The following is a 20,205-nucleotide window of genomic DNA, read 5'->3' on the forward strand; positions in this document are numbered from 1 at the left end:
CCTAAAAAGAAATTGACGGAAATTGAGTTAGTACTCGAAACCGTATCAAACGACGATTTACGTCTTTGGCTTGCGGAACTCTTGAAAAAGAACAAAGAAATTGCCTTTATTTTTAAAAATGAATTTGATTTAAAAGCAGCTGTTATTGACGAAGCAACCATTAAAAAGACCATTCAAGATTGTATTTTTTCAGTCGTAGGAAAAAGAAGAAAAATCGAAACGAATGAGCTTAAAAAAATAACCGACGCTTTGTTACTCGCATTAAAACCCATAGAAGATTTTATTTTTAGTACTGTGATAGATGAGTCTAAATATAAACTCGTGAAAGCATTGACTACTGAGATTGTAGATTTTAGACGCAGATACTACATTTCGAGTCCTCGAATAACAAAATTGATCGAAAACATTTACAACAATTTAGTACTGTCGTTATTTAAAATTAGCGATTTTGACGTATGGCAAACGAGTATGCAATTTTATTTTTCACTCTTGTTCGAGCAAGAAATGTATACTACTGATATTGAGCTTTGCCAAAGCATTTACGAACATTCAAAATCAAATGAAATTCAAAAAAATGCTATTGCAAGATTTGTTGCACAGCAAGTAAATGCAATTCACGTTAAAGCTCAAACCGACTATTTTGGTTTTAACTATGAATTGGAAAAACTCTTTTTTAGAATTTTTATAGATAACAACTTGTTCGACGAGAACTACAGTAAATTTAGACCGAGAAGTTATCAAAACGACTACAATTGCGCGTTGATTGGAGCCTTAATTAAATGCCGACAATTTGAAAAGGCCGAAGAATATTGTATCGAGCAAATAAATAGGAATGTCAATGAAAATTATAACATACCGTATGTTAAGTTTTTGATTGGCATTTACGAGGAAAGAAACGATGTTCAAAAACTTACTTCTTTGTTAAGTTCTCACGGAAAACACATCTATGAAATTGAAAAGTATCTTTTCATGCAGGCAAATGCTCCAGCTGAGGCATTTAAAAAATACCGAGTTGCCATTTTAAACAAGGCGAGATATGCGATCCAAAATGGAAGTACGCAAGCTTTTGACTTTTATTTTGAGGTAAAAAAACTCGATGGAAAAACCTTTGATTTGCTAGAGCTATTGCGAACTAGTTACCATAGTGGTATCATAGATAAGTACAAAGAAACTGCTTTACAACTCAGTGAATCAAAATTTGTTAAGGATGTTTGTAGTATGTCGTTTTACTATTCTACAAATGAATCGGATTTCACAAATATTGCCACCTACATCTATAACCATGTAGAAAGAAATAAACTTAAAGTATACCTTTCTAGCGTATCAGCCTATTATAGAAACCATGTATTTAGAATTGTTGAGCAACTATTGCAGTAGAGCAAGCGTAAAAAATTGAGTTAAAAAAACCGCAAACCAACTTCTTTGACTATCTAACTGCAATTCCGCAACTTTAAAAAACTGTAGCTAAAAAAGTTACTTCACCAACCTGCGTTGCTCTCTTGCTAAAAGCGTATTTTTTAGAAGCATTGCAATTGTCATCGGGCCAACGCCGCCAGGAACGGGAGTAATGTATGAGGTTTTCTTGCTTACGTTTTCAAAATCAACGTCGCCCGTAATGCGGTAACCTTTTGGCGTTGTATCGTCGGCAATGCGCGTAATTCCCACATCGATAACTACGGCGCCGTCTTTAACCATCTCGGCTTTTAAGTAGTTGGGAACGCCCAAAGCTGTGATGATGATATCGGCTTGGGTAGTAATTTGTGCGATGTTCTTTGTGTAACTGTGCGTGAGTGTAACGGTCGAATTTCCGGGGAACCCTTTTCTACCCATGAGAATACTCATCGGGCGGCCAACAATGTGCGAGCGACCGATAACTACCGTATGTTTTCCTTTGGTTTCTACGTTGTAACGCTCCAATAATTCGAGAATTCCGAAGGGCGTAGCAGGAATGAATGTCGACATATCCAACGCCATTTTTCCAAAATTCTCCGGATGAAACCCGTCGACATCCTTGCTGGGATCGATAGCGTTAATGACTTCCTGGGTATCGATTTGATCCGGTAAGGGAAGCTGAACGATGAATCCATCGATGTTATCGTCGGCGTTAAGTTGATTGATTTTTTTGAGTAGTTCGGTTTCGGAAGTGGTGCTAGGCATCCGAATGAGGGTCGACTCAAATCCAACGCGTTCGCAGGCTTTTACCTTGCTGTTTACGTAGGTTAAACTCGCGCCGTCGTTTCCAACGATGATGGCAGCCAAGTGCGGTACTTTTTCGCCTTTGGCTTTCATGGCTGCAACCTCAGCTGCGATTTCGTTTTTTATGTCTTCCGCTGTTTGTTTCCCGTCTAAAATATTCATAGTAGTTGTGTTGTTGTGTTATCGGGAGAAAATACGGCTTGCTTATCGCATACCTTTCATGCCGCCCATCATCTTCATCATTTGCTTACCGCCGGGGCCTTGCATCATTTTCATCATTTTACTCATTTGATCGAACTGTTTCATCAATTGATTTACTTGTTCGATTTTGGTTCCAGAACCTTTTGCAATTCGGTTTTTACGTCTTGTATCAATTAACGTTGGTTTGCTGCGTTCTTCAGGAGTCATCGAATAGATAATGGCTTCGATGTGCTTGAACGCATCGTCTTGAATGTCGATATCTTTCATTGCTTTGGAAGCGCCGGGAATCATTCCGATAAGGTCTTTCATGTTACCCATTTTCTTCACTTGTTGAATTTGGGCAAGGAAATCGTCGAATCCGAATTGGTTTTTTGCGATTTTCTTTTGAAGTTTTCGTGCTTCTTCCTCATCGAATTGAGCTTGGGCACGTTCTACAAGCGAAACCACGTCGCCCATTCCCAAAATACGATCGGCCATACGTGAAGGGTAAAACGCGTCGATAGCGTCCATTTTCTCACCAGTACCGATAAATTTAATAGGTTTATTAACAACGGATTTAATCGACAATGCTGCTCCACCGCGGGTATCACCATCAAGTTTTGTAAGAACAACTCCATCGAAATTTAGTCGATCGTTAAAGGCTTTTGCTGTATTTACGGCATCTTGACCTGTCATCGAATCTACGACAAATAGGGTTTCATGCGGTTGAATGGCTTGATGCACGCGGGCAATTTCGTCCATCATTTCCTCATCAACGGCTAAACGCCCAGCGGTATCGACAATTACTAAGTTAAAACCGTTAGCTTTTGCGTATTTGATGGCGTTTTGCGCGATTTCGACCGGATTTTTGTTCTCTATTTCCGAGTAAACCTCCACGTCAATCGACTTACCTACCACGTGCAATTGGTTAATTGCCGCCGGACGATAGATGTCGCACGCTACTAAAAGTGGTTTTTTATTTTTCTTGGTTTTAAGGTAGTTGGCTAGTTTTCCAGAAAAGGTTGTTTTACCAGAACCCTGTAAACCAGACATCAATATTACGGTTGGATTGCCTGAGAGGTTAACACCTGCAACATCGCCGCCCATGAGGTCTACCAATTCGTCTTTCACTAATTTCACGAGCAGTTGTCCCGGCTGTAGTGTCGTTAAAACGTTTTGTCCAATGGCTTTATCTTTAACGCGTGCGGTAAAATCTTTCGCAATTTTAAAGTTAACATCGGCATCGAGTAAAGCACGACGAACCTCTTTCAAGGTTTCAGCTACGTTGATCTCGGTAATTTTACCGTGTCCTTTTAGTATGTGAAATGCTTTGTCGAGTTTTTCGCTCAGATTATCAAACATGGTCTTTCGGAATTTTGAGGTGCAAAGATAATCGAATCAACTTGTTTTTGGAATAATGAGGTGGCATTTGACGGCGCTTGAGAACAATTTTTAAAGAAAAACGGGTGTACGTGTCAGATTTTTGAAACGTGTTTTGTTTACATCGGGCTTTACTATCTTTTTTTTTGTAATCGATGCTGGTATGAGAACTCGCTATAGAGCTGACGACATAGGCAGTTAGGACTAGAAAAAAGATTGTTGCGAAACTCTTTTTGTTCGGTTGCCTCATAGAATTATACGAAATCTTGCTAATTGTAGTACTGAAATGAAACGCGGGAAACTGCGGTGGGGGACCACATAGGCACATAGGAAACAGAGATTTAGGAGAACAAGTAGTTGGGGAGCTTTGTTCCTGAGATATTTAGTACAAGATTGATGAAGTATAGCGCTAGAATGGAACGCGATACACTGCGGTGGTGGACCACATAGGCACATAGGAAACAGAGATTTAGGAGAACAAGTAGTTGGGGAGCTTTGTTCCTGAGATATTTAGTAAAAGATTGATGAAGTATAGCGCTAGAATGAAACGCGATACACTGCGGTGGTGGACCACGTAGGCACTTAGGAAACAAAGCGACACAGGAGAAAATAACCTGAGCTAAAAAAGTGACTATGGCTAGAAAAGTCGTCTATACGCCTGAAGGACAATTCGATATTACTTTCCAAAAGCAAATTTCAGAGGCGTAGCAAATCGCTTAGCCCAAGCTTTTTCGGAATGATCGGCACCTTTATCGTAAACAGTCATCCAGTTTTTAGCATTGTAGCCCTTTTCGGTCATTGCGGCATCAACTTTTTCTTGCAGTTTAGGATACAGCGCGTCGAGCGTTTGGTCGCCGTAATCAAAGTAAATTTTATGTGATTTCGGTCTGGGTAAATTCGCTTTTAGATATTGTATAAAAGCGTCGGGTATCGGATTGTTTTCAAGCGACCAAATTCCGGGCCAATGCGTGCTGAGACAGAGTGCTTTCCCAAAAACCTTGGGATATTCGCAAAGGGCGTAAATAGAAATTAATCCGCCCATACTTGCTCCGCCAATGGCAGTAAACTCAGGACTTTTACGAGTGCTGTACTTCTCGTCGATGTAGGGTTTTAATTCGGTTACGATGAATTTCAGATAGTTATCAGAATCGATTTCATGCGCGAATAATTTTTGCCCAGGGCTTCGTTCTCCTTCCAACAGTTCTTTTTGAAAAGACTCGGACAATAAATTGAATGGTTTTTCTGGGAAGTAATTGGCATGTCGCTCCACAGAAATATTATGAATACCAACGATGATAAATGGTTGCACTTCTCCATCGGTTTGGAGCTGCTGTGCGGTTTCGTCGGCATCCCAAGACTGCTTGTTCCAAGTGGTCGATGCATCGAACAACATCTGACCATCATGCATGTATAAAACTGCGTATTTTTCTTTTGGATTGTAATTCAGTGGTAACCAAACATCGACACTTCGCGTAGAAATAAATTTAGAAGGGAAATTTTCAATTCTTTCTACTTTTCCGATGATTTCTGCTTTTGGCTGCGCCAGCATTATCGATGAACACGCAAGCATAATTAACACTGTTTTCATGACTTATCGTTTTAAGGTGAAATGACCTCGATCTATGCGTCCGTCGGAAACATACAAGACATACCAATAATCGTCGGCGGGAAGCGGCGTACCATTTAGCGTTCCATCCCAACCAATTTCGTTTCCAGCGGTGATTTCAAACACAAACTTACCGTATCGGTCGAAAATGTACACATAACTTTGTGGAAAGTAGAGGGCGTTGATTCCTTTTATGCGCCAAAAATCATTGTAGCCATCGCCGTTTGGAGTAAAGAACTTCATGGCGCCAATCACTGCTAATTCTTGGCTAACTTGTCCGCAACCGTTAATATCGTTTACATAGATGGTGTGTAAACCAGGTTGAACATCTTCAAAAAAGTTATCCGATTGGTAGGGGCCAAATTCGTTGTCGAGGCTGTATTCGTAAGTTCCTGCACCGCTTACTTGAATGAGTACCGAATTTCTGTCCAGTAAATCTTCAACTACAATATCAGTTATTGTTGCTGTACCCGAATCAAGTACGGTGAATGTGCGCGTTCGGCTGCATTGGGTAAATCGATCGGAAACACGAACACTATAATCTCCCGATTCGCGAACGGTTAAAACGGGTCGAATTTGCCCGGGGATTTCGATTCCGTCGCGGAACCAGGTGTAACTGTAGTCTGTAAAAATTCCGCTGAGCACACCTGCGTCTAAAGTAAAATTGTCATCCAAATTAGTGCATAAGTAATACGTATTCTCATCAACTTCATCGATATTCGGCAGCGGATTTACTCGGAAAGAAATAATAGCCATTTCCGAACAATTTGGATTATTCGCATTAAAAATCTCCGCAGTAATGTCCTGAGTATTGGAATTAAAACTTGTTGGAAAAACATCGAAGAGTAAATTACCCGCTGCATCAAAGTATCTTGTAGAAAAGGTTGATGAACCTTGAGTAATTGTGCTTTGAATCGTAGACGTATCAAAAATGGAAAATCCATCAAAGTCGTCTGGCTCGTCGTCGCAGGCTACAAAACTCTGCGGCAAAATTGGACTTGGTCGTTCATCAACAATAAAAGTAATCGTACCACTTTCCGTACAAGGACCACTAGGATCGTTTGTCAGGTTGTTAACCATATTAACAGTAACCGTTTGACTTGCTGTAACGAACGGATTTGGCAACGCATTTCCGATCAAACTGCCATCTTCTGCTATAAAAGTTAAGGTTACGGTACTCTGACCGTTTAAAATTTGTGAACTTATTGTTGAAGTATCGAAGGCAAAATCTATTGCGCTGTCCGTTAAAATTCTGTCACATTGTCTTGGAATTGTTGGGCTATTGAAGGTTGGCAATGGTTCAACAATTAAATTGATGTAAGGACCAAGCCCAAAGCAGGCGTTATCGGTGGTACTGTCTATTCGAACCCAAATTTGCTGGCCTGACGGAAAACCGATATTTCTGTATGAGTTCAAATTAGTGATTGCTAAAGAAACTCCGTTAACATCGGTCTCTACCGTTGCATCGGCTTCAGTCCGATAGAAACTAATGGTAATGTTTGGATTACCGCCAAATAGGTTCCTGATTTGATTTTCCGCAGAAGAAAAGTCAAAGGTCGTGATTCCGTCGCGATCATCATTTTCGGCATCTACAAAATCATCACATTTTGAAAAAGAGAATACGGTTCCTGCTGGTATCGTAGTTGCTGAAATACTCAGATTAACTGTTCCAATGGAAACACAACCGCTTGTATTGTCGGTTACACGAACAAAAACAGTAGACTGCACGCTGTTACTAAACGCTTGCGGATTTTGAATTTCTTCGGAAGCAATTTGATTTTGTGCTCCCAACAGGCTCAAATAGTACACAAATGTTTCGTTTGCCGAGTTTGTTGAAATTCCTGAATTTGCCTGCTCAAGATTAAACGGAGCAATAGTATCTAAGTCGGTATCGCACTGTTTAAGTGTAAAATTATCGATGATTTGAGGCTTTGGAAGAACAGTTAAGTTAGCTGGAGCCGAAAAATCGCCACAGGCATTTGCCGTTTGAAACAACCGAACGCGGTATTTAAAATTATTTATCGCAGGCTGAATGTTGTTAATGGTTAGAGTAGCCGTTTGCGTGCCTTGATAAACGGTATTTTCGGGCAAATCGGTAAACGTGATACCGTCGCTACTTTCTTGCCATTGATATCCTGCAATAGCGTTAGTTTGAACTGAAAATTGTGCGCTAAATGTTTGACAAGCAGTAACATCTTGCGGTTGCTGATTTATTGTAATAATGCCGGGGACTGCATAATCGTTATTTGTTAAGGGCGTGTATCCAGTAGCACTACTGGTTACAAGTCCATTACTGTCTACAGTCAGGGATGAACTTCCCAGCCTACCATCGTTGTTGGCATCGGTAAAACCCGCTTCGTTTACATCGTTACAATCATCATCATCGCTGTCGAGGTCAATGTAATTTGCGAAATCGGTAGTTGTATCGGTATTTGCTGGGGTAAAATTTATTTGTCCGCTTTCAGAGGCCGTTTCCAAATTATTCGCTAAACCGTTGATTCCAAAACTATTGCCATCAATTCTTCCATTTCCGTTGGCATCAATTGCGCTTGAGCCTGCTTCTACTAAATCATAAATACCATCGTTGTCTGAATCGAGATCCAAATAATCGGGAACTCCATCAGTATCAGTGTCCAGTGTTCCGAGGCCGGGTTCTATTGCATCGTTAATTCCATTGGTATTTGCATCAACAAATGGAATGTTTTGAAAAGCGACACCTACAGCTTCGATTCGATCCGGAATTCCATCGTTATCCGTATCGAAATCATTGTAATCAAAAACCCCATCGCTGTCTGTATCTCTTGGCAAACAAGTGGCACGGATATTAAAAATGGCCGTGTTAACGTCGGTTTCTGATAAATTCTTGTGAATGAAGAATAAAGAAGTGACGTCTGAAGCTTTGATTTCAAAATCGCCTGTTCCGAGTGCGAGTGGCGCAGCGCTGTTTAGGCGAAACCGGACATCGAATCCAGAAAATTGCGTTATGCCACTTTCGTAGATTCCGTCGTAGTTCGTATCGATCAGTAGTAAGTCGACTGGATTAATAATTGTAATATTTTTCTCGGCAGTTGACAGTATTCTAAAATCGCCAAAAGAATCGATTTGTGCGTTTACTACTGAGGAATTTGGATACGAAATACTTAAGGAAATAGGCTGTGTTGCTGTAAACTGAACAGTCATTTCATTGGTAACCCCGACAGGTACTGTTGTAATAAAATTTCCATTGGCAAAACCCTGATAACTTTGTGGAGTTGCGATAAAAGAAGGTGTATTGGTAATGGTGTAGCTGTTGCTGTAGTTCTGCACATTAATGTTCGTTGGTCCGTTTACTGCGGTATTCAGAGTAAAATCGCCATACGATTCTGTACAATTCGCTATTCCGTCGTTATCAAGATCTAAATCTACGTCGTTTATTGTGCCGTCGGCGTCGGTATCTAAAGCACAAGTACTTACTGGAATTTCATTTGATACTAAAGTGGTTCCGCATCCAGATATCGTAGCTCTAACGGCATAAAATCCAGGACCTAAGCCGCCGTTTGCCACTTCTTGAGGAATGTATATACTCGCAGTTGCCCCTGGGATATCTACTCCATTAAACTCCCATTGGTACTGATCAAAAGCGGTAAGTACGTTAACCGAAAGCTCAATGTTAGGAATGCAATTTGCTGATATGGATGAATCTATCGACTTAAAAGCAATTTCTGGTTTAAATGTAAAGCCGGAATAAAAACCTCCGTAAGTAGCAGCACCGCTTGTTCCATAATAGGATACGTAAACCTGACTAGTGCTGTACACCGAAACGTTCCCATTAAATCCTTCGAAAGTATAGGTTTCAAAAACCGTATTTCCAAGAACTGGAACTGGACCATTAACCACAATATCTGGCGGCAAATCTGAAACGGCGTAAGTTGTCCCATTCAAAATAAACGACAATGTTGATCCCACCTCGGTTACAACAGCTACCGTTCCAGTAAAACTACCGTTGTTTCCAATTTCATTAATTAGCGGGATATTATCGATTATCTTGGGTGTTTCACACTTTAATGGAGGTACGAAGCACATATTTTGATTGGCCTGAGGTGTTGCTACGGTTGGAAGCGAGCCGCCGATACTTTGGAATAAGAAAACGTCTTTGGATGTTCGTATGTACAAATTTCCGTTCGAACTGTAAACATCACCGGTTGGAGCATAGTAATCGCCGGCATTGATTACCGCTACCGGAGTTACCTGATCGTCGTTTAAAAACACTTCGGTATTGTCTTGATCGGCAACAATTAACGGACGCTCAACGATATCAGGACCAATACCTCGAATAAGTATGTATTCACTACCCGTAAGTTCGGCTGGTACAAGTTGGTCGAAACCCAAATCTAAATTACTGGCATTACCATTCGTTCCTGCAATACTACCGCAATTTACAGCGATCGGTTTATCAGACGTAATTAAAGTTCCGATTATACCATTTCGATTTGCATCGAGCGGACCAATAGTAGCGATACAAAACGATTCTCCTCTATTCAAAACTACATCGGGTTGTATACTTGAGCCGTTGTTTACCAACTGTACACCAATGTCTATGTCGTTAAAGCTTACTGTTGTATTATTTTCGGTTGCCATTACCGTTGCAAACGAATAATGATTTTGTGTAAACTCAGGAACGGTTTCATTAACAAAGGCTCCAACACGAAAGCGCTTACCTAGAGCAGCTAATCCTTTGGAAACGACACTTCCCGCTTGAAAGTTCTGAGGAGTGGTGGTCATTCTTACCGTTACGTAAACTTGATCATCGGCTTCAACGATAAAACCTTTATCGCTGAAAACGCTCCCAACAGAACCGCTTGGAATCAAAAATTGGCTATTATCGCCGTTTCCAGCCAGATAAACATAAGGTTGATCTCGGGTAACCGTACCTTCAACAACTCCACCTCCAATGATGTTAATTTTGAAATTTACAGGTGTCGGTGAAGGACAAGAAATATACATATATTGCCCCTGCCCTGCTTGTATGGGTGAGTTCGAAACGGGTGGAATATAGTGCGTTTTACTGAACTGCGCTGACGCAGAAAAAGTGAGAAATAGCGCAATGAATTGTAAAATCTTTTTCATAGAATCTAGCAAGATTCCAAAAGTAAAGAATTTTAGCGCTTCAAGGTGAAATGTCCTTTAATTTGGCTACCTGTTTGTAAGAAAATACTGAACCAGTAGTCGTCTGATGGCATTGCTACGCCTTGAAAACGTCCGTCCCAACCTGTCTGGTTTGGCGTAAAGCCGAAAATGATTTTTCCGTAGCGATCAAAAATTAAGATTCGTTCAATCTGATTGGTAAGTATGCTATTTTTTATCGACCAAATATCGTTGATGCCATCGCCGTTTGGTGTGAAAAATCGCGGATAATCTAAAACGATAAATTCGGCTGTGCTGTTGTCGCAACCAAACAAATCGACGACTGTAGCTGTGTAGATTCCCGGGGCTAAGTTTGTGAATACCGGACTGCTCTGAAAATTTACGCCATCGATTGAAAACTCATAGTTGCCTAAACCCGAAAAATCGATAGTGGCGCTGTTCTGCGCTCCGGAAAAACTAGTAACCGCAACTGTACGAATGACTGCTGGATTCGACTCTATGACTTCAAATGTTTTTGATGCCGTACAACCGTTTTGGTTTTCGAACGTTATCGTATAGGTTTGTGGCGTGTTTACGCGGATTTCACGATTCGTTAAACTGCTGTTGTGTGACCATTGGTAGTTGGTAAAACCCCCTGGGCCGGTTAGAACCGCAAAACTTCCCGTACAAAAATAAATCGTTTCTGATGTTGTAAAACTGTCAGGTATGTAATCGATATTAATTTCAATAGGAACGATATCAAAACAGTCGATTCCGTTATACAATCGTGCATAGTATGTTTGATTGTTTGTGATATCGTTGGTAATACTACCCGAAATTTCTTGAGTTTCCCAAAGAGCGTTGTTTACACTGGGAAAGAATTTTACGGTTATGTTTGTTGGTAAACCCGACAGTACATCGGTTGTGGCTAAGTCGGTTAGGTTGAAAGTCGTTTTGCCGTCTTTTGTTGTGTCGGTATCGCAAAGTACGTACGACAGTGTTGCGGTATTTCGATCGGTAGCGCCAACTAAATTAACGGTAGTTGTGGTTTCGCAACCAAAGCTGTTTTTAATTCGCGCAGTTATGGTTTTTGGAAAACTAGTTGTGTACTGTGCCGGATTTGGAATGGGTGTAGTAGCAGAAGCGTCTTCAAAGTAAACCGGACTCAATAATTCCGGATTTCCGTTGGTTAAAAGATCGTTTACTAAGTTTAAATTGAAGCTCGTTTGACCGTCGGAATCGGGATCGCACTGACGCAAAGTAACGGGAGCTACGGCAGGAATACTGCTGTAATCAACTTCAATACGACCTGTAACCACACAGCTTCCGCTATTGATACTTGCTTCCACTTCGTAAACACCGGGAGCAGTTACGGTGAATTGCGGCGTTGTTACCGATTGCAAGGCTCCGTTTCGGTACCAAGCGTAGGAAACCGAACTGCCGGCTTGAGTGGCATCGAGATTGAGCGTTTGGCCGTCGCAAAGCGGATTTCCATTGGCGCGCGTGCGGTCGGCACCGAGATCGGTGACTGCCTCAAAACTGCCTGCTTCTAAGAAAATTGCCGAATCGTATAAGTTGTTTCCCTGATCGGCGATAACGAGTTTAATGTGATAGCTTTCGCCGGGAATAACATTCGCTTTTGCAGTGAGCGGAACGGTTTGTCCGTTGAAATTTGTTGCGCTGTCGCTTCCGTTATATCCCTGAAAATACTGTTCGTTAGCCGGCGGACACACGGTACCGCTTCCGCGAACGGTATTTACACGAACGGGAATGTCGGTTCCGGGAACAACGGCTAAATTTTGATAAGGTTCGTTGCTGTTGTTTCGCTTAAGCAGAAAGGCAAAGCCGTCGGTAAAATTGCATTGATTGGCACTCGGATTGGTCAGATATTGCTCGGACGCCAGCAAATAGCGAAACGAAATAGCGGCTGATAAGGATACAAAATCGAATTCGAGCACGGTTGCATTGATGCTGTTTCCCACATTTAGCGCGGCTTCCAAATCGTTGTCGCCGGGCCACGCGGTACTGCCTTCGCTGAGTAAACTTGAATTTGGACCTACTGCCGAATTTGCGTTTCCGGTACTCAGAATGATGCCTTGTGTAAATGGGAAATTAACGGGATTGGCGGTAAAAAATCCGGTGGTTTGAAACGTATCGGCTGTGGTGGTAGTGATTGATGCGTTTGAAATGGTTAAACACGGATTGTTAACCAAAATATCTTGTGCTAATTGCTGTGCATTATAATTGGTATCGACTGTGATGGTCTGAGCCGCAAGTATCACAGTGTAGCAAGATAAAACGAACGTAAAAAATGCCTTTGAAAAACGAATCATAGCGAGTGCAAAGATATTACAAAAGCTCGTTTATTTAGCTGCAACGCTTACTAACGCCGTGTTAAAGCTTATACGGAAAGGTTACGCATTGCAGTTATTCATTTTCGCACAAGGGATTGACGCGTAAATAGCGCGCAAAAAAAACCGCTGTAAACCCAGTTGGGCACGGCGACAAAATGAAGCCCGTGCGCGGCTGTGGTTGAAGCGGTTTTTTTAAGCGCTATTGCAGCAGAAAGCCCGACCCGCTGCACCAGCATTCAACTAGTACTTTGCGGCGGGATGTGCCCAAAAATTATAAATCGCGGCGTTTTAAAATACGGTAACTGCCAATGATAAACACGGCGGTCCAACACAAACTTATTGCAGCAGCTTTATAATTTACATCGAATTTCTTATCAGACTCTAGTCCAACTTGAGCACCCATTTGTTGCACGGCCGACAAGCGCGAAATAGGCTCAACGATAATGTCGGAGATGGCATTGGTTGGCGCAAATTGCATGATTGCGTCGGCGATTTCCGTGTCTAAGACTTTAAATCTCAAAATAGCGTGAAGAATAGCAGTTGCGATGTAGAGTATGATTAGAAACCCGAGTGCGAAAGCCGAACGTTTTACGAGAATTCCGACGAATAAGCACAAACTAAAGAATGCGGAAAGTTTTATGAAATACCCGAGCAGATAGTCGATATCAGTGATTATGGTTCTAAATTCGGTGAAAGACGAATGGATTAGACCTAAGATAAGCGACAAAAGGAATACAAAAACGGTTGATGCTGCTGCCATTGCAAAGACGGTTAGCACTTTCGATTTTACTAATTCCTTTTTACTTAAACCGTCGATTAAATTTTGTTTGAGCGTTCCGTAACTGTATTCGTTTGCCATCATCGAAACAATAACAATTGCAAGGAAGAACTTGAAATAATCGGCAAAATAGGTGTTAAAGTGCCAGATGTATGGGAAGTTGAAGATTCCGATTTCCGCGATGTTGAAATGAAAATCGCCGATGTCGAATTTTATTGCTGTGATTAATGCGATTAGCGATAACAGTGCGAAGTATGTGATTGTAAGAATTCTACTCGGATAGTTTAACCAAATCTTCTGAAATTCAATTGAGAGTAATCTTTTCATAAGTTCGCGGTTTTTGTTAGCGTGAGGAACTGTTCTTCTAGGCTTGGCTTTTTGAAAGCTAGGTGCGACACGAATATATTTTCAGAAGCGAGATATTGGTTTAACTCGGCTGCGGCTACAGATGTTGATGTTGTGAAAACTAGCTTATCTTGAACGGATTCAACACTTTTAAAATACGGATGAAGGCGCAATTTTCGTTCGAGTTCGACCAGATCGTTAGCTGCGAGTTCGAAAAATCCTTCGCTTCGTACCATATCGCTCACGGTTCCGGAGTAGAGCATTTGTCCTTTTTTAAGAACGAGGACATGCGAGCATACTTTTTCTACTTCATCGAGCAGGTGCGAAGCAAGCAAAATGGTAGTTCCAGTGCTTGCAATTAGTCGGATGATTTCGCGAATTTGGTGAATTCCTTGCGGGTCTAATCCGTTTGTGGGTTCGTCGAGAATCAGGATTTCCGGATCGTTCAACAGCGCAGACGCAATGGCGAGGCGTTGTTTCATACCGAGGGAAAAGGTTCGAAATTTACTGTTCCGGCGCTCGGTTAGACCAACGATTTCGAGTTTTTCGGCCACTTTAGTTTTGGAAATCCCCTTGATTTTACAAACCAGACTAAGATTTTCGGCTGCTGTCATGTACGGGTAAAAATTTGGGCGTTCGATAATCGCGCCTACTTTTTTTATTGCCTCGTGCGTTGACTGTGAACCGTCGAACCAGGTAAACTCGCCTGAAGTTTTGTTTACCACGTTTAAGACGATTCCCAGTGTTGTAGATTTTCCAGAACCGTTAGGTCCGAGAATTCCGTACACATTTCCTTCTTTGATTTCAAGCGAGATGCCATTTACGGCGTGTACGAAGCCGTATCGCTTGTGCAGATTTTTGATTGATAGAATTGATTCCACTCCAACTGTTTTGTTCTTACTAGACGAAACACCTGAATAAATGTTACTCGCATTTCTTCATTAATTTTTTAGAGGTCGGATTAACCTTATAATGTTGCAGTTAGCGGAGGAAAATCGATTTGTGTTTTAAGGAAGGAATAGACGTAAATCTGGTTTTCACCCACAAACAGCTTGCGCACAGAATAATTGGTTTTAGTGCATAGGGAGGTAATTTTTTAGTGACTCTGTACTTGTCCTAAAATTTGCGAAGTTTTCTTTGCAAGCATTACAAATGCTGTGTTTTACTATTTTCTGTGCAAACAATACTACAGCAGCGGAGTTTCTGTGAATTCTGCGTATTCTGCGCGGAAAACTCCCATACTCCACGAGAAAAAACACAACTATAGCTTCGGAGTTTGTGTGAATTCTGCGTATTCTGTGTATTCTGTGCAAAAAAACTACAGCAGCGGAGTTTCTGTGAATTCTGCGTATTCTGTGCGGAAAAATCCCATACTCCACGAGAAAAAACATAACTATTGCTTCGGAGTTTCTGTGAATTCTGTGCAAACAAAACTACAGCAGCGGAGTTTCTGTGAATTCTGCGTATTCTGTGTGGAAAACTCCCATACCGCACGAGAAAAAACATAACTATTGCTTCGGAGTATCTGTGAATTCTGCGTATTCTGTGCGAAGAAAACCAAAGTATCGTGTTGTTCATGCTGTGCGAAAAACTCCAATATGCTGTGAGAAAAAACAAAACGCGCTCCGATTTCTCAAAGCGCGTTTCGCATCTAAAACAAAACACAATTATGGAATAATAACCAACCTAACCACAGTAGTTAGATGCTAAGCTCCGAAAAAGGTTGCGTTTTGTTTCATTGGTAAATCGTATTAGTTTTTTACGACGGTTCTTGTGATAAATGTACCGTCGGGTTTAACGAAATTAAGTGTGTACGTTCCTGCTAAAGTTGGTGCAAACTGATAAGTTCGGGATAAAATTGGCATATCTTGTGTGCAGATACATCCTTCATACTTTGTCGAAACGCGTATGGTTCTCGTATTCCCTTGACTTTGTTCGTCGAACGCATAGAACTGCCCGCAACCGTTATCTACCTGAAACGAAACTTCAAACGCAAAGGTACCTGCAACTAGTGTAGGTACATCGACAACTTCCTGCACGCCCTCAAGTTGGTAATCGATACAGGTATCATCGTTAGTAGAATCATCTGTACAACTAAACGAAATAGCAACAAATGCTGCGGCAATAAAAAATCTTCTTAACATATTTTTCCTTTTTTTAAAAGATGTTCAAGCGGCTAATCGGTTGCGCTAGCTTTTTTGCTCTTTGTTGAAATACACGAGATAATAGTACATTTGTCGTTCTTCGTCCCAACCTTTTTCCACGAACTTTTCTGCACTTTCGGGATTGATGAAATCGAGTTTAATTTGAATGTTGGTGTCGAGTTGAATCGTGTTTTTCAGCTTTTTACGCGCATCGGTTACGGCGGCATTTGCAATTGGAAAAGAGGTTACATCTTCGATGCTGTACTTTTCTCCTTTATCAACTTTATAGTTTTTGAATTCCGGAATGAGATCCGGATTGTCGAGCACTTCATTTAAGAAATTAGTTTCTTCGAAGTTGTCGTTTTTAGCAAAATAGTTCACCGAACGATTCATAAACATAACTTCTTCCTTCTTATCTTCTGCGGGAAGCACTACGTCTTTAGCGAAATCCTGGCAAAATTTCAGGTATTTTTTTGTGATGAAGTTTTCATCTTGGAATACGTCGACATTCAAGAAGTGTTCGAGCCAATATCGAGCGTCGTAACGATTCGAATCTACAGATAAAATCTTGTAGCCTTCTTCTTTCTTGTAGTTAAAAACCAAACAACCTTTGTCGAGTTTACTGAGGTTTATACCTTGTTGAAGCAGTAACGTTAAGTTTTCATCCTTCTCTTCGAATTGAAGGAAATCGGTTTGAATTTCACTTTTGAATATTCCGATCGCATCCACACGTTGGTTGTCGATCAGTGCATTGGTAAGATACGCAACAAATAACTCCCCATTTTTTATGTGCGGGTGATTCGATTGTTCGTATAAATGCTGAGCTACTTTGCTTGCTTGCTCGTGTGCTGTATGCGGATTATCAAAAATACCGCTTAAAATGGTGTACATTTCGTTGTACTCCAAATCTACTTCATGCGCAAATTGATAGTAGTTTTCCTCTTTTTCACGAAAAGGTTTGAAGAAAAACTCCTTGATGAGCGGCATCATTTCATCGCTGAGATTTAAAGTGTCTTTTGATAAAAACACACCTTCGTTGCGACTCTTGTTGCCAATTCTGTGTAAGGAAAGCGATTCTATTTGGGTATTATAGAGATTAATCATTTGTTTGTGGCAGGTATTTTAGTTCCAATTTTCTTCAAATCCGTAATCTTCAAAGTTTTCACCGCTGTCAAATTGGTCGAAATCTTCCTCGTCGTAACCGTCTTCATCAAAATCAAGTAGGTTTTCACTGTCGTCAACAAACTTTTTCTCGGGTGCTATAGCGGGCATGATGCCGTGTGAGAAAAGTACGTTCGGATAAGTTGTTCCCAGTTCAGGCTCGTCGATGGCGGCTAATTCTACAAAAAATGTCCACATGTTAATGTAATCATACACGTAAATCATTTTTGTCATGTCCTCCGAAAACCATTCTGAAATCTGGTAATCGGCCATAATTTTTGCTTCGCCGGGCACATCACCGGTATCAAACAACGAAATTTCTTCGCCTAGGCTCCACTGATCGTCCGAACTATAAAACGACGCGGGTTCCATACCGTCAAAATCAAAAGCATTTACAATAGCATTGTGTAAATCTTCTAACGAATCCTCGTCGGCTATGGCAATATCACGAAATACATCATCTTCATCATCAAGAATGACGCGAAATTTATAAATACTCATCTCATCAAAAATTGAGGGGCAAATTTAAGAGGTTTTATGTCGCTTAAGCAGAAAAAATCGTCTAAAGCATGTCGAATAAAATTTACCAGCGATGGGCAACCGCTTTTCAAAGTTGAGTTTTAAAAGTTTAGGTCAGAAACTTTAACAAATACGACAAGTTCTCGCAAGACTCAGCAGAATTTATGCGCCCGAACTACATTTGTGTACAAGCGAAAGTTAAGGAAACCACTCCGCTCCTTTTCCTTGAATTATTTCACTAAATTTGCACGCCGAAAAAGAGGTGATTTATCATGCTAGACCGTTTACAATATATCAAACAACGTTTCGACGAAGTTTCCGACTTAATTATTCAACCCGACGTCATTTCCGACCAAAAACGCTATATCGCTCTCAATAAAGAGTATAAAGATTTAAAAGCAATCGTCGAAAAACGCGAAGAATACATGAATGTTGTTGGCAACATCGACGAAGCGAATGAGATTATCGCCGACGGTTCCGATGCCGAAATGGTTGAAATGGCTCGAATGCAATTGGATGAAGCTAAAGAGCGACTTCCGCAACTGGAAGAAGAAATCAAATTTATGCTGATTCCAAAAGATCCGGAAGACGCTAAAAACGTGATGATGGAAATTCGCGCTGGAACGGGTGGCGACGAAGCGTCGATTTTTGCTGGCGACCTCTTCCGCATGTACACCAAATACTGCGAAAGTAAAGGTTGGAGAACCTCAATAGTCGATACTAACGAAGGTACGGCCGGCGGATTTAAAGAAGTTATTTTCGAAGTAACCGGAGAAGACGTTTACGGAACGCTTAAATTCGAAGCAGGCGTACACCGCGTACAACGCGTACCACAAACCGAAACACAAGGTCGTGTACACACCTCGGCAGCTACTGTAATGGTTTTGCCTGAAGCAGAAGAATTCGACGTACAAATCGACATGAACGATGTTCGAATCGACTACTTCTGTTCGTCGGGTCCAGGCGGTCAGTCGGTTAACACAACCAAATCGGCCGTTCGATTAACGCACATTCCAACCGGCTTAGTTGCTCAATGTCAAGACGAGAAATCGCAGCACAAAAACAAAGACAAAGCCTTAACCGTACTTCGCTCGCGTTTGTACGAACAAGAACTCGCTAAAAAGCAGGAAGAAGATGCCAAAAAACGTAGTTCACAAGTTAGTTCGGGCGACCGTTCTGCGAAAATTCGCACCTACAACTATGCACAAGGCCGTGTAACCGATCACCGTATCGGACTTACACTGTACGAATTACAAAATATCATGAATGGCGACATTCAAAAAATTATCGACGAATTGCAGTTGGTAAACAATACCGAGAAATTAGCGGAAGGCGTCATGTAAACAACAAAATCGTGGAGATACATCAGCTCGTACAGCAAATTAAAATCAAAAAGTCGTTTTTATGTGTGGGTTTAGATACCGACACCAAACTGCTCCCCAAATACTTAGCTGGCGCCGACGATCCGATTTTTGAGTTCAACAAAGCTATTATCGATGCCACACATTTTGTAACCGTTGCCTACAAACCCAATGTGGCGTTTTACGAAGCGCAGGGCGAAAAAGGTTGGTTGGCCTTGCGAAAAACCGTTCGCTACATTAAAGACAATTACCCCGAGATTTTTACCATAGCCGATGCCAAACGCGGCGATATTGGAAATACTGCCGATATGTACGCCCGTGCCTTTTTCGACGATTTGGGCTTCGACAGCGTAACTGTTGCTCCGTATATGGGTCGCGATTCGGTAGAACCTTTTCTTGCGCATCCCAACAAACAAACCATTTTACTGGCGTTAACGTCGAATCCGGGCGCTGCCGATTTTCAAATAGGCACAACCGACCAAACAGCGCTTTTCGAAAAAGTTCTCGAAACTTCGCAAACTTATGTTAATGCGCACAATCTGATGTACGTGGTAGGCGCTACGCGTCCGGAGTATTTTCAGCAGGTGCGTAAAATAGTGCCGAACAGCTTTTTGTTAGTGCCCGGCGTGGGTGCTCAAGGCGGTAGTTTGGCCGAGGTTTGTAAATACGGATTAACCGACAACATCGGACTTCTGGTAAATGCTTCACGAGCGGTTATTTACGCCAGTTCCGAAGCCAATTTTGCCGAAAAAGCCGGCGAAGCAGCCTTCAAACTGCAAGAGGAAATGCGAGCGATTTTAAATAAAGCGGGGTTTTAATTTTTTTTTAGAGGCGAGAAGTTAGACACTAGAAGCTAGACTTTAATGATTTCGCCATTTAACGTTTCATCTTCCCTAGTGAGCCCACGTATCGTCGGTGCCTGAGCTTGTCGAAGGCTGTTTTAGAAGCTAGTCCCGATAGCTATCGGGATTGATGATTTCGCCATTTAACGTATCGTTTTGCCCAGCTGAACCCACGTATCGTCGGTGCCTGAGCTTGTCGAAGGCTGTTTTAGAAGCTAGTCCCGATAGCTATCGGG

13 protein-coding genes are annotated in these 20,205 nt (G+C 41.5%); 3 read left to right on the forward strand and 10 right to left on the reverse strand.

Annotated elements, in window-relative coordinates; all coding sequences use genetic code 11:
* Positions 1–1,377, forward strand: a 1,377-nt coding sequence (locus tag ACOVQQ_RS03715; RefSeq protein ID WP_421816999.1) for a hypothetical protein, incomplete at its 5' end; no start/stop codon positions are given.
* A gap of 96 nt (positions 1,378–1,473) precedes the next feature.
* Here ACOVQQ_RS03715 and ACOVQQ_RS03720 read toward each other — a convergent pair.
* The 10 genes from ACOVQQ_RS03720 to ACOVQQ_RS03765 all read right to left on the reverse strand — a co-directional run bounded on the left by ACOVQQ_RS03720 (position 1,474) and on the right by ACOVQQ_RS03765 (position 17,748).
* Positions 1,474–2,358: a bifunctional 5,10-methylenetetrahydrofolate dehydrogenase/5,10-methenyltetrahydrofolate cyclohydrolase gene (locus ACOVQQ_RS03720; protein WP_094487502.1), complete on the reverse strand. Its 885-nt coding sequence runs from the start codon at positions 2,356–2,358 to the stop codon at positions 1,474–1,476.
* A 42-nt stretch (positions 2,359–2,400) separates the two neighbouring features.
* Complete coding sequence (gene ffh, locus ACOVQQ_RS03725) at positions 2,401–3,738, reverse strand: signal recognition particle protein (RefSeq protein ID WP_298143899.1); 1,338 nt, start codon at positions 3,736–3,738, stop codon at positions 2,401–2,403.
* 694 nt (positions 3,739–4,432) lie between these two features.
* Positions 4,433–5,344, reverse strand: coding sequence for an alpha/beta hydrolase (locus ACOVQQ_RS03730; protein ID WP_421817000.1), 912 nt, complete (start codon positions 5,342–5,344; stop codon positions 4,433–4,435).
* A gap of 3 nt (positions 5,345–5,347) precedes the next feature.
* A complete protein-coding gene (locus ACOVQQ_RS03735; RefSeq protein WP_421817001.1) occupies positions 5,348–10,468 on the reverse strand; it encodes a T9SS type B sorting domain-containing protein in 5,121 nt (1,706 codons plus the stop codon).
* Between the two features lie 32 nt (positions 10,469–10,500).
* The gene (locus tag ACOVQQ_RS03740; RefSeq protein ID WP_421817002.1) at positions 10,501–12,798 is read right to left on the reverse strand and encodes a choice-of-anchor L domain-containing protein; all 2,298 of its coding nucleotides are present in this window, start codon (positions 12,796–12,798) and stop codon (positions 10,501–10,503) included.
* Positions 12,799–13,090: 292 nt separating this feature from the next.
* Positions 13,091–13,924 carry an ABC transporter permease gene (locus tag ACOVQQ_RS03745; protein WP_421817003.1) on the reverse strand — a complete coding sequence of 278 codons (834 nt, stop codon included), beginning with the start codon at positions 13,922–13,924 and terminating at the stop codon, positions 13,091–13,093.
* A complete protein-coding gene (locus tag ACOVQQ_RS03750) occupies positions 13,921–14,823 on the reverse strand; it encodes an ABC transporter ATP-binding protein (RefSeq protein WP_421817004.1) in 903 nt (300 codons plus the stop codon). Before ACOVQQ_RS03750 ends, ACOVQQ_RS03745 begins: the two co-directional genes overlap by 4 nt.
* 870 nt (positions 14,824–15,693) lie before the next feature.
* Complete coding sequence (locus ACOVQQ_RS03755) at positions 15,694–16,086, reverse strand: hypothetical protein (RefSeq protein ID WP_421817005.1); 393 nt, start codon at positions 16,084–16,086, stop codon at positions 15,694–15,696.
* A 45-nt stretch (positions 16,087–16,131) separates the two neighbouring features.
* Positions 16,132–17,190 (reverse strand): nucleoid-associated protein, encoded by a 1,059-nt coding sequence (locus ACOVQQ_RS03760; protein WP_421817006.1) that lies wholly within the window; start codon positions 17,188–17,190, stop codon positions 16,132–16,134.
* 18 nt (positions 17,191–17,208) lie between these two features.
* A complete protein-coding gene (locus ACOVQQ_RS03765; RefSeq protein WP_421817007.1) occupies positions 17,209–17,748 on the reverse strand; it encodes an IS1096 element passenger TnpR family protein in 540 nt (179 codons plus the stop codon).
* A 290-nt stretch (positions 17,749–18,038) separates the two neighbouring features.
* On the opposite strand from ACOVQQ_RS03765, the gene prfA reads away from it, so the two are divergent.
* Together prfA and pyrF are read left to right on the forward strand one after the other, a co-directional pair.
* Positions 18,039–19,109, forward strand: coding sequence for a peptide chain release factor 1 (gene prfA / locus ACOVQQ_RS03770; protein WP_094485778.1), 1,071 nt, complete (start codon positions 18,039–18,041; stop codon positions 19,107–19,109).
* Positions 19,110–19,120: 11 nt separating this feature from the next.
* A complete protein-coding gene (gene pyrF, locus ACOVQQ_RS03775; RefSeq protein ID WP_421817008.1) occupies positions 19,121–19,945 on the forward strand; it encodes an orotidine-5'-phosphate decarboxylase in 825 nt (274 codons plus the stop codon).
* The last annotated feature ends 260 nt before the right edge of the window (positions 19,946–20,205 follow it).

Origin of the sequence: Flavobacterium sp. (assembly GCF_049240005.1) — a bacterium.
Classification (GTDB): Bacteria; Bacteroidota; Bacteroidia; order Flavobacteriales; family Flavobacteriaceae; genus Flavobacterium.